A 13,512-nucleotide genomic window follows, 5' to 3' on the forward strand; every position below is an offset into this window, starting at 1 on the left:
ACCCTATAATATGCATCTGAGCGAAATCACCCATCCTAATCAGTTGCACGGTTTATCTGTTCGCCAACTGCAACAGATTGCCCGTCAGATTCGAGATAAGCATCTCCAAACCGTAGCAGTTAATGGTGGCCACTTAGGGCCAGGATTGGGTGTTGTAGAATTAACACTAGGACTTTACCAGACGCTGGACTTAGATCGGGATAAAGTGATTTGGGATGTAGGACACCAGGCTTATCCCCACAAACTGCTAACAGGACGGTATGATCGCTTCCACACCCTCAGACAAAAAGACGGGGTTGCAGGTTATCTTAAACTCTGTGAAAACAAGTTTGACCACTTTGGGGCTGGACATGCTTCTACAAGTATTTCAGCAGCATTGGGCATGGCTTTAGCGCGAGACTTAAAAGGCGAAAAATTTAAAGCCGTTGCTGTGATTGGGGATGGGGCGCTGACTGGGGGTATGGCCTTAGAAGCCATCAACCATGCCGGACATATGCCGAAAACTAACCTGTTGGTTGTTCTCAACGACAACGATATGTCTATATCTCGCAACGTCGGCGCGATTCCCCGCTATCTTAACAAAATGCGCCTCAGCCAACCGGTGCAATTTATTAAAGATAATCTTGAGGAACAATTTAAGCAAATTCCCTTCGTAGGTGAATCTTTATCTCCCGAACTCGGACGTATCAAAGAAGGTATGAAACGCTTGGCTGTTCCCAAGGTAGGTGCAGTTTTTGAAGAACTCGGCTTTACCTATATTGGGCCAGTGGATGGGCATAATCTCGAAGAATTGATTGCCACCTTCCAACAGGCACATCAGATACCAGGCCCAGTTTTGGTACATGTAGCAACAGTCAAGGGCAAAGGCTATGAAATTGCCGAATTAGATCAAGTTGGCTACCACGCCCAAAGTCCCTTCAACGTAGCAACAGGCAAAGCCATTCCTTCCAATAAACCCAAACCCCCGGCTTATGCCAAAGTCTTTTCTCACACTCTGGTGAAACTTGCCGAACAAAACCCCAAAATCGTTGGGATTACTGCGGCTATGGCAACGGGGACAGGCTTAGATAAACTTCAAGCTAAACTGCCCAATCAATATATTGATGTCGGTATTGCTGAACAACACGCAATTACCCTAGCAGCAGGACTTGCAACTCAAGGGATGCGTCCTGTAGCCGCCATTTATTCTACCTTCCTGCAACGCGCTTATGACCAGATAATTCACGATGTCTGCATCCAAAATCTTCCAGTATTCTTCTGCTTGGATAGGGCAGGAATTGTCGGAGCTGATGGCCCCACCCACCAGGGTATGTATGACATCGCTTACCTGCGTTGCATTCCTAACATGGTAATGATGGCACCAAAGGATGAAGCAGAACTGCAACGCATGGTAGTAACTGGTGTTAACCATACCAGTGGCCCGATCGCTATGCGTTACCCTCGTGGCAATGGCCACGGTGTTCCTTTGATGGAAGAAGGTTGGGAACCTTTGGAAATCGGCAAAGGCGAAATTTTGCGAACAGGCGATGACGTGTTAATTGTCGCTTATGGCACAATGGTCTATCCAGGGATGCAAGCTGCTGAAATTCTCAGCGAACACGGCATTGAAGCAACTGTAATCAATGCCCGTTTCGTTAAGCCTTTGGATACCGAGTTGATTTTGCCTTTAGCTAAGAAAATCGGCCGCGTCATCACCTTAGAAGAAGGCTGTATCATAGGTGGCTTTGGTTCTGCGATCGCTGAAGCTTTAATGGATGCTGATATTCTAGTTCCTGTCAAGCGGTTTGGCGTACCAGATGTGTTAGTAGATCATGCTGAACCTAATGAATCTAAGGCAGAATTAGGTTTAACTAGTCATCAAATAGCAGAGAGAGTCTTGCAAGCTTTCTTTCAACAGCAACTATCTGCTGTCATCTAGTTAGTTTAATTCACAGTAGTTTTATGAAAATAACCCCGAAGCTTGGGGTTATTTTCATGAAGATACAAGGAAGTTGCGATCGCTATTATCTCAGAGCGCCTCTAGCTTGTAAGCCTCGCACTACATGAAAAAAGCCTGCGTTGTCAGGCTTTTTTAGAAAATTTTGGGAGAGCGATCGCGCTGTTATAAAATCAAAATGTCCATTCGTGGTCTGGATCATCTAGGGCGGCACGAACAGAAGCTAAGTTAACAAGGTCTTTGAAAGGGCTTGATTTAGCAATTTCTGTGATTGAATTTAAGGTAAGGGCTAATTGGTCATTATTGCCGGATGCGATCGCATTATCAACGACAGCAAACAAAGCGCGAAAGTTTTCTGCACGTTCATCAAAAGAGCGATCTAGATACGCCATCAGCAACTCTCGCTGGGCGTTAATCTTGGTGCTTGTTTCTTTTTCCCAAGCATCAATCTCTCGTCTCTTTGTCTTTTCTTGTTCGGCAATTATTTTGTATTCAGTATAAGCTGAAACCATTTGCTGTAAGCATTCAGCAGGATTTAGGTTTGCGAGTGCAAAAGCAGCTATTTTGTGTACTGACATACTTAATTTCCTCCCAGAGTACGATACTTTGCTTGAATAGTTATGGTGGCAGGATTCAGATACCCTTTATTGTCTAAAACAGGAGTTTTCATGATTTCTGCAAGCGCTTTCACCAGAAGTGCTACTTCTTGAAACTTCCTAGCATCGCGATCGCGATTAAAAGGTTGGGCTTCAAGCTCTTGAAGTGCAGATTTAGCACGATTGTTTAAATTACACACTAAATTAGCCAGTTCGACTATTCGCCGTTTAACCTGTAATAGAAAATCTTGAGCTGCTTCAATATTGGCAATTTCTATGTTTACCCTAGCTTCATATTCTCGTGCTTTAGTCAAAGCTTCCTCACCCTTACCAGCAAGTTGAAAACCCCCAACCATCAACGCAGGACCGAGTGTAATACCTCCCAATACAGCACCGCCAACTGCCATACTAGTACCGCCACCTAACCAAGTTATGGCTCCAGTCCAAGCCGCAGCACCACCAAGTTGTGAAATTGCGACTTCACCAGCCCACAACCCAAAAAACTTAGAAACAGTAACAGTACCTACACTCTTTGCTAAGGTAACTGCACCAGAACCTGCTAATGAGGCTGTAACGGCTGCTGACATACCACCTTTTAGCAACTCTTCAGCTTTGATAACTTCTGTTTTGTACTCCTGAATTTGCTGAGTGGAGATGTCTAATCCAGTCAGAATGTCCAGATTGTTTTGGGAAGCTCGCTGACCAATTCTTTCAATAAAAGCTATAAAGTTTGAAATTGTACTCTGCTTGATACGAAGTTGCATTTGACCATAGGTTTCTGCTGACTGGTTGGTAATTTCCCAGGTTGCTTTTAAGTTTTGCAAGCTACTTTCGTATTTTTGTTGAGCTTGTTCACCAATTTCTTTTGCCTGATTCATATTGCCAATGCCTTCAGCACCTTTTAGCGCTCCGAAGGCTCCAGTAGCCAAAGCAGCAGCGCCCAAAATCAATGGAATCATGAAATACTCCTGATTGTGATTAGTATTTAGTTACTACTTGTCTAGGGGTTAAACATAAAAGCGAGGCATCACCTTATACTTATTTTTCCCCAGATACTAACTAATGAACATTCAGAAGGTATAAATTTGATACTGCGATGAATGCAGTTGTCAATCCTTTTGGTGTTGAATGCGATCGCGCAGGGGCTAAAATCTCAATGCAATGGACAAGCGATGTCTACGACGGGCTACGCCTACGCACTCCACTTGACGCTAAAATATTAGTCGCAATCTTGTAGAGATGATTGGCGATGAAAATTAAAGCAGTTGATTTTCTGGGTATCACTGATATATTGAGTCCATGAAGTTTGAGTGGGATGAGCGTAAAAATCAAAGCAACATTACAAAGCATGGTTTAGACTTTGCTGATGCTTTCCGCGTGTTTAATCTACCCATGCTTGTCTACCTAGATGAACTAGAAGACTATGGAGAGAAACAATATCTCAGTATTTGACTACTTAATGGACGAATTGTAGTAGTTATTTACACCGACCCAAGTGAAGAAATGGTTCGGATCATCTCATTAAGAAAGGCACTGTCTCACGAACGAAAAAGCTATGAACAATACCTCAAGAACCGATTGGGTTAGAGTCGATGCAATGAGTAACGAAGACATCGACACCTCAGATATTCCACCCTTGTCAGAAGAATTTTTTGCTAAAGCACAATTGCGAATGCCCAAGTCACCTGTAACAATAACAGTTAAGGTAGATCCTGAAACTTTTGCTTGGTTCAAAGAGCAGGGAGAGACTGCCGAACAGCAGATGGCTGTAGCATTAAAGATTTATGCAGAAGCACACAAAGCTTATCCAGCGTCTGAGGCGAAGTCAACCTAATACAATACTAAATTGGATGTTTTTAACAGTAGCCTCTACGTCAAAAGTCTCAGTCAGGCAAAGTGTTAATGTAGGAGGCAACTGAGCATCAATCCAAATTTTCATGCAGTCAAGCGAGGAAAGTCAGTTCGCCGTGCTGCAAACAATAGACAGGCTTGGATATCTTCGAGTTCAAGATCGGGAAAATCCTCTAAAATCTCAGAAACACTGACATTCTCAGCCAACATTTCTAAAATGTCACTCACACGAATCCTCATGCCTCGAATACAAGGACGACCACCACACTGACCAAGAGTTTGAGTAATGCGAGTCAACAAATCAACCCTTGAGTTCATGCAAGTATTTTAATATCACGTACTTTTATTTAACTCTAGTTCTGCGATCGCAATTATCCCTGTTCTGTCACTTTGGGAGAAGCCAATGCCTGAAAGCCTTTGAGAGCTTTGTTTTTCAGCTTTTGGCTATAAATATTAGTTTCTGTTAGAAAAGAAAAGCTCAAAACTTTATCAAATCAAAGTTTTAGAGTCTCGCTCCGATTATTGTTTTCCGCAAGTGACACAAGAGGGTTATTCCAGCGTAGCAAAAGGGCAATCGCAGTTATCGTATACTAACCCACGAGCAGCTAAGTTGGGCAATTTTAGGTTACTTGTAGGTTTAGGTAATCAATAAAGTTCAGAATTTCTGTATCAGTGAGTTGTAGACGCGTAGGCGTAGCCCGTTCGTAGACATCGTTAACCATTATAAAATCTGGTGAATCTATAACAAAGTTTCTGGATCAACGCCTAGGGCATTCAACCTTTCAATTAACATTTTCACTTTTTGTTCTGCTTCCACACGTCGCTGTTCTTCAAAAGCTGTGCGTTCTTCGGCTTCCCTGATGCGTTCTTCTGGTGTCAGCAATTTTTGCCCTTCTTCGTCATACCAGTACAACCACTCCCGCACTATACCTTGATAAATTCCCCGTTCTCGCCCAATTCCTAAACCAATTTCTGGTAGCCAAACAGGATTTCCTGATATTAAGATATATTCTCCATCAACTAAGTGATACACCTCCAAAGGTGTTTTTTTACGCCGAAGGGGACTATATACAACGTAGTATAAAATTCCTAATTCTTTGGCATATAATTCTTTTTTAGTGCTATATTCTTCCCGATAAATTTGAGAAACAACTTCTAGCGCTAAAATTGGCTGCTTCTTTTCTTCCCACAGCACATAACTTAGGCGTAAGTCCTCATCAACGACACGTTTAACTCCTAAGCTGAGAAACCCATCAGGGACAACGGCTGGTTTGTCTGGGTGATAATAAATACCCATATCAACCCCAAAGTACCAATCCCAACGATCGCACCAAACCAAAGCCAGTGTCGTTTTCAGTAAGCCGGGAATTAAATTTTGGACTTCATTATCCACAGGGGTGTCATTAGAGTCGGGTAATTCTTCGGAAGATGGCAAACAATGCAGTGGATTGTAGTTTAACATGAGCGGTTTTGCCAAATCTGATTCTAGATAGATTGTACGTAATCTATTAATGTGCGATCGCAGGGCAAGAAGAAGGAACCATTTTTAGTGTAAACGTAGCCCGTCCTAGACATAGCCTGTGGATCTTTCTCAGTATTCACAGACTTGTGATTGCAAGATTTTACATTAAATTCATGATTTTTCTATACTGATTACCACAGTCTTTAACTGAAAATAGCAAAAAAGCGCGGAATATTTTTCTTCTGGTATGTACTGCTCCAAAAGCGTACCAAAAAGGGCAGGTTTTGTACCTGCCCTCAGAGCAATAAATATTTCAACTCAAATAGCGATCACTATCTAATTAGCAATTTGGGGTGCATTCAAAAAAACCTTTGGCGCTTATTTTTTTTGCTAATAAAAAGTTACGAGTGAGTAATAAAAAGGGCAAGTAGAAAACCCGCCCTCAAAGCAATAAATATTTCAACTAAACTACCGACCGCAACTTAATTAGCAATTTTCGGCGCATTCAAAGAAACCCTTAGTGCGTCGTCTTTTTGCTGTGCTAATGTTGGCACGGAATTACGCAATCTTGCAGTCAATTGTACAGTTGTCGCGTCATACATCTGAGTCAGCAATTTTGGATAGAAACCGATACCAATAATTGGAATTAGCAAACAGGCAATGATAAATACTTCACGAGGTTCGGCATCTATCAAAGCTTGGTGAGAAACTAATTCCTCGTTCTCTTTACCGTAGAAAATTTCTCGCAACATCGACAGCAGATAAATCGGAGTTAAAATTAATCCAACTGCCATCAAGAACACCACAATGACTTTAAAGGTAGAGCTATAAGCATCGCTAGTAGCAAAGCCGACAAAAACCATTAATTCTGCCACAAAACCGCTCATTCCTGGCAATGCCAAAGAAGCCATTGAACAGGTGGTGAACATGGCGAAAATCTTCGGCATTCTCTGACCGACACCACCCATTTCATCCAACATCAGAGTGTGGGTGCGATCATAAGTTGCGCCAACCAGGAAGAACAAACTCGCCCCAATTAACCCGTGGGAAACCATTTGCAACACTGCCCCACTCAATCCCAAATCGGTGAAGGAGGCAATACCAATCATTACAAAGCCCATGTGGGAAATTGAGGAGTAGGCAATTTTTCGCTTCAGGTTTCGCTGGGCAAAGGATGTCAAAGCAGCGTAAATGATATTGACTACCCCCAAAACTACCAACACTGGTGCAAAATAAGCGTGGGCATCAGGGAGCATTTGGGCATTCATCCGAATTAAGGCGTAACCGCCCATTTTCAAGAGAATACCTGCTAATAACATATGTACCGGGGCTGTTGCTTCTCCGTGGGCATCAGGTAGCCAGGTGTGCAAAGGAATAATCGGCAACTTGACGGCGTAGGCAATCAGGAAGCCAGCATAGAGGGCAAGTTGAAAATTAAGGGCAAAGTCTTTTAAGGCGAGCGATCGCATATCAAACGTCACCGTATCGCCGTAAAATCCCATTGTCAGGCCAGACAGCAAAATAAACAGCGAACCGCCTGCGGTGTATAAAATGAATTTGGTTGCTGCATATTGCCGCCTTTTACCTCCCCAAATCGACAGCAGGAAATATATCGGCACCAGTTCCAGTTCCCACACCAGGAAAAATAACAGCATATCCTGGACGGCGAACACGGCAATCTGACCGCCATACATCGCCAAAATCAAGAAGTAGAATAGCTTGGGCTTGAAGGTGACAGGCCAAGCCGCTAAAATCGCCAGCGTGGTAATGAATCCAGTCAAAATAATTAGGGGCATAGATAAGCCATCTGCCCCTACTGACCAATTCAAACCCATTTGTGGTACCCAGGGGTAACTTTCCACCAACTGCAAATCTGGATTGGAGAAATCATACCCAGTATAAAAAGCATAAACAATTAGTGCAAAATCTATCAGCCCCACAATAAGGGAGTACCAGCGCACTGTTTTGCCTTCTTTATCAGGAATGACGGGAAGAAGTAGCGACGCGGCTATCGGAAACAGAATAATCGTCGTCAGCCACGGAAAATTAGCTATATTCATCACAATTCGTCTGCTATCAAAATCATGTTTGGCAAAAAGTCACTAGTTATTAAGTAACAGCTTTTTGGGGATTTCGTCTTCGTCGTTAGGTTGATTTAATTAAATTGGTAATCCCCTATTTTTCCTCTTGGGAGTCTTTTTTGACAGTTGCGGGTGCGGGATGTGCGTTGTGATACTCCCAGTTAAGTCAAAAATTTGCCTTAAAAAAGTTGGATGAACAAGAGCCAAAAGCACAAATATTAGCCGATTTGCAAGAGTCTGTGCGACAAGCAGCAGTAGGACAAACTTTCCCCGCTTCAGAGCTTTGGGACTACAGTAAGCGATTTGATTGAGTTTTTTTTAGTAAAATAGACGGGGAAAGTTGATAAGGGAAATTTGATTATGTCATCTCCAGCGATCGCTACTGTAATTAAGATGATGGAATCTTTATCTGAAGATATACAAGAAAGAGTTGCAGAACATCTCCGAGAGTACCTGGAAGATTTGCAAGATGAATTTAAATGGAATAAATCATTGAATAAAACTCAACAACAACTGATTGCATCTGCCCAATCTGCTAAAATAGAAATTGCAGAAGGACTTGCAAAACCAATGAACTATGAAAATTTATGAAGTCTGCAACTCTTCCTTCTTTTTGGGATAAATATCAGTCTCTTGAAAAGCAAGTTAGACAGAGTGCGAGAAAAGCTTATCAGTTATGGCGATAAAATCCTTTTCATCCGTCTTTGCATTTCAAATGTATAAATAACGAGGAGAATATTTGGTCTGTCAGAATAACTCGCAATTATCGAGCGATTGGGGTTTTGGAGGGTGACACAGTTACATGGTTCTGGATAGGTAGCCATGACGATTATGAAAGCTTTTTTTCATAACGCGATTCCTATTTGATTTACCACTTATAATAAAATTCCATATTTTGAATATTAGTAGTTTTTCTTGATTCTGAAAAGCCTTTCCCTTCAAACGCCGTCTCAAAACTCTGACTAAAGAATATCTCTTTTTCTAGGAGTCTTTTATAACTTTTTGTCTAATATTCCAGAAGAAATTCGCAACCAACTTAAGCAGAAATTAGCTCCACGCAAGTCAGCGTTAGGCAGGGAAGCCTCGAGCAAATCGATGCCGCTCAAATTAGCTCCACACAAGTCGGCGTTATCCAAGTGAGCTTCAGCCAAGTCGGCATCACTCAAGTCGGAATTTCTGAAAGTAGCTCCTTCCAGGTGAGCTTGATGCAAAAAGACCCCACTAGGGTTGACTCCACTCAAATCAGCACCTTTCAAATCAATCCGGCGAAAGTCCCTCTCTCCAGCTGCATAGCGTTGCAACAACTCCTCAGCAGTTATTCTCATCTGTTTGCCTCCGCAATAACCAACACATACAAATATTTTTGAAGGTGCAGTTGCCAACTTTAGTAGTTATTACCCAATCTCACACCGTCGCCCGTTTTGCTAACCGCCAAGATGCAGACGACCATTTAAGATTTTTGCGTCGAACTATTCCCAATGGAGGTTTTGAGATTATGTTTGAACCACCAGATGATGTAAAAGAAGACTTTAATATTTAATGTGATGTGTGACCTATTCTTGAAACCCCTCTCCAAACCTCTCCCCGAAACGGAGAGAGGCTTTGATTCTTGCTCCCCTTCCCTTGTAGGGAAGGGGTTGGGGGTTAGGTTTGAGATAAAGTTGCACAGGGCGTTATTTAATTGCTGACTATCCGCCAAAAAAAGAGCCTAAATTAGACTCTTAAAAAAACTTAGGGGCGGACGATCGCCCACCCCTATGAAAATTAGGTAACACCAAAAACAATCACTAAGCCCAAAACCGCCCCAAACACAATCAAGGCATAGAATTGAGCGCGACCGTTTTCTAGGTACTTCAGACCTTCACCACTGACAAGGGTGAAAAAGCCTGTGAGGTTAACAGCACCATCAACAACGCGGAAGTCAACTTCCATAACTTGTCTAGCTAGGCGACGCAAGCCGAGGACAAAAACCCGATGGTAAATGTCATCAAAGTACCACTTGTTGAGGGATAACTCGTAAAGTGGTTGGATTTTAGCAGCGATCGCAGCCGGGTCAATTTTATGGCGCAAATACATCAGCGAAGCCAGGGTAATCGCAATCAAAGAAATTCCGACTGAGGCACCCGCCATGATGTAGAATTCCGTCGGATTGAACTCGGAAGTCTTTTCTATAACTTCGGAGAGGGTTTCACTAGGAGGAAAGATAAACTCTTCAAAATAATTGGCGTAGGGAGTTCCCACCAAACCAATCAAAATCGAAGGCACAGCCAACAGTGCCAACGGCAGCGTCATTGTCCACGGCGATTCGTGGGGGGAGTCGCTGTGATGCCCGTGGGAGTCATGGGAATCATGCTGCTGACTAGTTGCCGCCAATTCTCCTTTCTTCATCGCCCCAGGCCCAAAATTCGGGACTGGTTCTTCTGACTCTAATTCCAGGACAATTGTCGCCGCAGCCTTCTTGAGTTTTTCTTTGATTTTCTCGTCAGTACCCCGGAATTTGCCTTCAAATGTCATGAAATACATTCTAAACATATAGAAAGCTGTAATCCCGGCAGTTAGCCAACCAATCATCCAGAGAAATGGGTTAGCCTCAAAAGCCTTCCCAAGAATTTCATCTTTTGACCAGAAACCAGCAAAGGGCGGAATACCAGAAATTGCCAAGCAACCAATTAAGAAAGTAGTTGCAGTGACAGGCATATACTTTCGCAGTCCACCCATCAAGCGCATATCTTGCGCTAAGGCGGGGTCGTGTCCAACGACACCTTCCATACCATGAATTACTGAACCTGAACCCAAGAACAGCATTGCTTTGAAATAAGCGTGGGTCATCAGATGGAATAGTCCAGCACTGTAGGAACCTATTCCCATTGCCATCACCATGTAACCAAGTTGGGAAATGGTGGAATAAGCCAAGCCCTTTTTGATGTCGTTTTGGGTAATAGCAATGCTAGCCCCCAAAAACGCCGTAAACGCCCCAGTAAAGGCAATGACATTCATTGCAACTGGAACGTCTTCAAATACTGGGTACATCCGGGCAATCAGGAAAACACCCGCAGCCACCATTGTTGCCGCGTGAATCAAGGCAGAAATGGGGGTGGGGCCTTCCATCGCATCTGGTAACCAGACATGGAGAGGGAATTGGGCTGATTTAGCAACTGGGCCTAAGAAAACTAAAATCGCAAACAGGACAGCGAGAAAATTGCTGATACTACCTGATTCGACGAGTTGGGCGAGGCGATCGCCCATAATATTAAAATCAAAGCTTCCTGTTGCCCAGAACAGCCCCAAAATGCCGAGTAATAAACCAAAGTCGCCCACGCGGTTGGTCACAAACGCTTTTTGAGCGGCATCTGCTGCTGGCTTGCGATCGTACCAAAAACCGACCAGCAAGTAGGAACACATCCCGACCAGTTCCCAGAATATATAAATCTGTATTAGGTTGGGGCTGACCACCAGACCTAACATTGAAGAGCCAAACAAACTGAGATAGGCGTAAAACCGCACGTAACCGGGATCGTGAGCCATGTAGCCATCGGTGTAAACCATGACTAACAACGCTACCGTTGTTACAATCACCAGCATTAGGGCTGTCAGGTGGTCAATAGTGTAGCCCATGCTCAGGTGAAAATTACCTGCCGCCGCCCACTCAAAGGTGCGAATATAAGGCGCGTGTCCTTGAATTTGACTCCATAGCAAGGCAAGCGACAGCCCCATAGCTGCTCCCATCATGGAGATAATCAGCACAGCGTTAAGCTGGCGGAGGCGGTTTGTCACCTGATTCAACGAGATTAACCCTAGACCGACCAGCATTGCCCCAAGAAGAGGGAACACCGGAATCAGCCAGGCATACTGATAGATTACTTCCATCACTGACGCCTACTTTTAGAATTCTTAATTTAGCGTGTCGAAACTGTTAATAATTGTGACACACACCCTTTAGGATAAAATAACCCACCCAAGACTGATTGGGTGGGGTGTTAAGCATGGTTTTAGATTTGGTCATTTGTCATTGGTCATTGGTCATTAGCTCTATACCCCATGCCCTATGCCCAATATCCATCAAGCAGACCGATACTCTAAGTCCATTGTTTTTGAATTTTTGTAAATTTTCGGGCAACTGGTGTACTTAGCTTGAATCTCTTCTAAAGCTAGACGTAAATCTTCTCTACCGCGAAAGCATTCCAAGCGATGGCGAATAGTGCCATTTTCAATCAATAGTAAAGTGGGTAGTGATTTGAGTTTATAAGTAGTAGACAATTTAAAATTTTGATCGGCGTTAACCCCAACTAATTTAATTTCTTCCCCGCATTGGGCTTGAAATTGCAATAACAGTGGGTGGATAATCCGACACAAGCCACACCAAGGTGCTTCAAAGTTAACTAAAACAGGAATAGGAGATTCTAAAACTTCTTGAGTAAATGTCCGCTCACTAACCGACAACACCATGACACCTCTTGGATTATAAGGTTTTTATATCAAACTACCTATCAGCATTGAAGTGAAGGATTGGCAAGTCAGTAACTGCCAATAAATGCTTTCAGGAACCGAATCTCAGCACACAAAATAATTAAGCAAAAATTAAGCGCGTTGATATGTCTCTGACAAAAAAGCCACCGTGGAATTCGCGCTGGCTTTTTGGACGTTAAGCTCCTGATTGCCTTGGCCACCTGGGGATCTGACTGAATCTGCCATTTTTTCCTAAGGAAAAGTAACTGACCAACAACTACCAATTTAAAGTTTTAACTCGAATCAGACCACCCCCATCTGTAGATGTTTGAACTTATCGTACATTGATTTGGGGCAATTGATAAGCTGAAATCCTCATCTATTTTAGATTTTATGCTGACACTGGGGATCGCTTAGATTTCCCATCTTATCTTACTAGTTGCTTCCAGCAACAGAGGGTGCGATAACCAAAGCAGAGCTATGAAAATGGCAACTCCCAAATAGGAAGGACGAAGAAATTCCTGCCATTTGATAGATTGACGGCCATCAATTATTGCTTTAAAGGGAATAATTGAAGTCCGCTGTTTGGCAATTTCAAAGGCTTCCCCATAACGATCGCTTAAACGGCGATCACCATGCCAAACTCCAAACAAGTGATGTAGCACCAATCCAATGGAAGTCACAAGGGTAAAGGTAGTACCCAGCCACAGAGTATGAGCAACACACCAAATTATTTGTCCTACCATCTGAGGATGACGGGTAATCCGAATAATTCCTGTTTCGTAGAGATGAACTTGGGGCTTTTGAATGGCAGCAATTTCTAGTAGATTGAAAGTAGCTGGATATAAAAATAAAAACGAGATCGCTGACAGTAGCCAAACAAATTCTCGCACTCCTGGCACTCCTTGTAACTGCCAAAGTTGCAAACCATCATAGCGATGCCCAAAAAAGTAAATAATTAATATCACAGCCAAAGGTAGGCTAACTAATGCAAAAATAACCCGATAAAGCCTTGGGCCAATATATTTTTCGGCCCTTGGACGCAAAGCAGCGCCTCCACTGTGAGCGATCGCAAAAACTATTTGTAACCCCAGTATGACAAAATGACTGGGTGTCAACCAAGAAATCAGCATCATATAC

At 43.1% G+C, this 13,512-nt stretch carries 16 protein-coding genes; 7 read left to right on the forward strand and 9 right to left on the reverse strand.

Annotated features, from left to right (window positions below; translation table 11 throughout):
* Positions 1-10 precede the first annotated feature (10 nt).
* Positions 11-1,918, forward strand: a complete 1,908-nt coding sequence (gene dxs / locus H6G96_RS09095; protein ID WP_190911154.1) for a 1-deoxy-D-xylulose-5-phosphate synthase — start codon at positions 11-13, stop codon at positions 1,916-1,918.
* A 191-nt stretch (positions 1,919-2,109) separates the two neighbouring features.
* On the opposite strand, the gene H6G96_RS09100 is transcribed toward dxs, so the two are convergent.
* Positions 2,110-2,514, reverse strand: coding sequence for a hypothetical protein (locus H6G96_RS09100; RefSeq protein ID WP_190911155.1), 405 nt, complete (start codon positions 2,512-2,514; stop codon positions 2,110-2,112).
* A 2-nt stretch (positions 2,515-2,516) separates the two neighbouring features.
* A complete protein-coding gene (locus tag H6G96_RS09105) occupies positions 2,517-3,491 on the reverse strand; it encodes a hypothetical protein (RefSeq protein ID WP_190911156.1) in 975 nt (324 codons plus the stop codon).
* A 137-nt stretch (positions 3,492-3,628) separates the two neighbouring features.
* Here H6G96_RS09105 and H6G96_RS09110 point away from each other — a divergent pair, with 137 nt between their 5' ends.
* From H6G96_RS09110 to H6G96_RS09120, 3 genes are all read left to right on the forward strand, one after another.
* A complete protein-coding gene (locus tag H6G96_RS09110; RefSeq protein WP_190911157.1) occupies positions 3,629-3,769 on the forward strand; it encodes a hypothetical protein in 141 nt (46 codons plus the stop codon).
* 62 nt (positions 3,770-3,831) lie between these two features.
* The gene (locus tag H6G96_RS41200) at positions 3,832-3,984 is read left to right on the forward strand and encodes a BrnT family toxin (RefSeq protein WP_242063210.1); all 153 of its coding nucleotides are present in this window, start codon (positions 3,832-3,834) and stop codon (positions 3,982-3,984) included.
* 103 nt (positions 3,985-4,087) lie between these two features.
* The gene (locus H6G96_RS09120; protein ID WP_190911158.1) at positions 4,088-4,366 is read left to right on the forward strand and encodes a hypothetical protein; all 279 of its coding nucleotides are present in this window, start codon (positions 4,088-4,090) and stop codon (positions 4,364-4,366) included.
* A gap of 101 nt (positions 4,367-4,467) precedes the next feature.
* Here the strand turns inward: H6G96_RS09120 and H6G96_RS09125 are convergent, their stop codons facing one another.
* The 3 genes from H6G96_RS09125 to ndhD1 form a co-directional block, all read right to left on the reverse strand.
* Positions 4,468-4,701, reverse strand: coding sequence for a DUF433 domain-containing protein (locus tag H6G96_RS09125; protein WP_190911159.1), 234 nt, complete (start codon positions 4,699-4,701; stop codon positions 4,468-4,470).
* Between the two features lie 421 nt (positions 4,702-5,122).
* The gene (locus H6G96_RS09130; RefSeq protein ID WP_190911160.1) at positions 5,123-5,845 is read right to left on the reverse strand and encodes a Uma2 family endonuclease; all 723 of its coding nucleotides are present in this window, start codon (positions 5,843-5,845) and stop codon (positions 5,123-5,125) included.
* Between the two features lie 482 nt (positions 5,846-6,327).
* Positions 6,328-7,905: a photosynthetic/respiratory NAD(P)H-quinone oxidoreductase subunit D1 gene (gene ndhD1, locus H6G96_RS09135; protein WP_190911161.1), complete on the reverse strand. Its 1,578-nt coding sequence runs from the start codon at positions 7,903-7,905 to the stop codon at positions 6,328-6,330.
* Positions 7,906-8,114: 209 nt separating this feature from the next.
* Between ndhD1 and H6G96_RS42325 the strand changes: the two genes are divergently transcribed.
* Both H6G96_RS42325 and H6G96_RS09140 read left to right on the forward strand, forming a co-directional pair.
* Positions 8,115-8,237, forward strand: coding sequence for a hypothetical protein (locus tag H6G96_RS42325; RefSeq protein ID WP_277932904.1), 123 nt, complete (start codon positions 8,115-8,117; stop codon positions 8,235-8,237).
* Positions 8,238-8,286: 49 nt separating this feature from the next.
* The gene (locus H6G96_RS09140; protein ID WP_190911162.1) at positions 8,287-8,517 is read left to right on the forward strand and encodes a hypothetical protein; all 231 of its coding nucleotides are present in this window, start codon (positions 8,287-8,289) and stop codon (positions 8,515-8,517) included.
* Between the two features lie 401 nt (positions 8,518-8,918).
* Here the strand turns inward: H6G96_RS09140 and H6G96_RS09145 are convergent, their stop codons facing one another.
* The gene (locus H6G96_RS09145; RefSeq protein WP_190911163.1) at positions 8,919-9,251 is read right to left on the reverse strand and encodes a pentapeptide repeat-containing protein; all 333 of its coding nucleotides are present in this window, start codon (positions 9,249-9,251) and stop codon (positions 8,919-8,921) included.
* 44 nt (positions 9,252-9,295) lie between these two features.
* Here H6G96_RS09145 and H6G96_RS09150 point away from each other — a divergent pair, with 44 nt between their 5' ends.
* A complete protein-coding gene (locus H6G96_RS09150) occupies positions 9,296-9,466 on the forward strand; it encodes a hypothetical protein (RefSeq protein WP_199339480.1) in 171 nt (56 codons plus the stop codon).
* A 224-nt stretch (positions 9,467-9,690) separates the two neighbouring features.
* Here H6G96_RS09150 and H6G96_RS09155 read toward each other — a convergent pair whose 3' ends face one another.
* The 3 genes from H6G96_RS09155 to H6G96_RS09165 all read right to left on the reverse strand — a co-directional run bounded on the left by H6G96_RS09155 (position 9,691) and on the right by H6G96_RS09165 (position 13,508).
* Positions 9,691-11,793, reverse strand: coding sequence for an NAD(P)H-quinone oxidoreductase subunit 5 (locus H6G96_RS09155; RefSeq protein WP_190911164.1), 2,103 nt, complete (start codon positions 11,791-11,793; stop codon positions 9,691-9,693).
* Positions 11,794-11,985: 192 nt separating this feature from the next.
* A complete protein-coding gene (locus H6G96_RS09160; RefSeq protein ID WP_190911165.1) occupies positions 11,986-12,372 on the reverse strand; it encodes a thioredoxin domain-containing protein in 387 nt (128 codons plus the stop codon).
* Between the two features lie 413 nt (positions 12,373-12,785).
* Positions 12,786-13,508: an NnrU family protein gene (locus H6G96_RS09165; RefSeq protein ID WP_190911166.1), complete on the reverse strand. Its 723-nt coding sequence runs from the start codon at positions 13,506-13,508 to the stop codon at positions 12,786-12,788.
* Positions 13,509-13,512 lie beyond the last annotated feature (4 nt).

Source organism: Nostoc sp. FACHB-892 (assembly GCF_014698795.1).
GTDB lineage: Bacteria > Cyanobacteriota > Cyanobacteriia > Cyanobacteriales > Nostocaceae > Nostoc.

Bases quoted from the DNA above. Each gene is read 5' to 3' on its own strand.
- H6G96_RS09100 (WP_190911155.1), bottom strand. From the start codon at position 2,514: ATGTCAGTACACAAAATAGCTGCTTTTGCACTCGCAAACCTAAATCCT.
- H6G96_RS09160 (WP_190911165.1), bottom strand. From the start codon at position 12,372: ATGGTGTTGTCGGTTAGTGAGCGGACATTTACTCAAGAAGTTTTAGAA.
- ndhD1 (WP_190911161.1), bottom strand. From the start codon at position 7,905: ATGAATATAGCTAATTTTCCGTGGCTGACGACGATTATTCTGTTTCCG.
- H6G96_RS41200 (WP_242063210.1), top strand. From the start codon at position 3,832: ATGAAGTTTGAGTGGGATGAGCGTAAAAATCAAAGCAACATTACAAAG.
- H6G96_RS09155 (WP_190911164.1), bottom strand. From the start codon at position 11,793: ATGGAAGTAATCTATCAGTATGCCTGGCTGATTCCGGTGTTCCCTCTT.
- dxs (WP_190911154.1), top strand. From the start codon at position 11: ATGCATCTGAGCGAAATCACCCATCCTAATCAGTTGCACGGTTTATCT.
- H6G96_RS09125 (WP_190911159.1), bottom strand. From the start codon at position 4,701: ATGAACTCAAGGGTTGATTTGTTGACTCGCATTACTCAAACTCTTGGT.
- H6G96_RS09140 (WP_190911162.1), top strand. From the start codon at position 8,287: ATGTCATCTCCAGCGATCGCTACTGTAATTAAGATGATGGAATCTTTA.
- H6G96_RS09110 (WP_190911157.1), top strand. From the start codon at position 3,629: ATGAATGCAGTTGTCAATCCTTTTGGTGTTGAATGCGATCGCGCAGGG.
- H6G96_RS09145 (WP_190911163.1), bottom strand. From the start codon at position 9,251: ATGAGAATAACTGCTGAGGAGTTGTTGCAACGCTATGCAGCTGGAGAG.
- H6G96_RS09130 (WP_190911160.1), bottom strand. From the start codon at position 5,845: ATGTTAAACTACAATCCACTGCATTGTTTGCCATCTTCCGAAGAATTA.
- H6G96_RS09165 (WP_190911166.1), bottom strand. From the start codon at position 13,508: ATGATGCTGATTTCTTGGTTGACACCCAGTCATTTTGTCATACTGGGG.
- H6G96_RS09105 (WP_190911156.1), bottom strand. From the start codon at position 3,491: ATGATTCCATTGATTTTGGGCGCTGCTGCTTTGGCTACTGGAGCCTTC.
- H6G96_RS09120 (WP_190911158.1), top strand. From the start codon at position 4,088: ATGAACAATACCTCAAGAACCGATTGGGTTAGAGTCGATGCAATGAGT.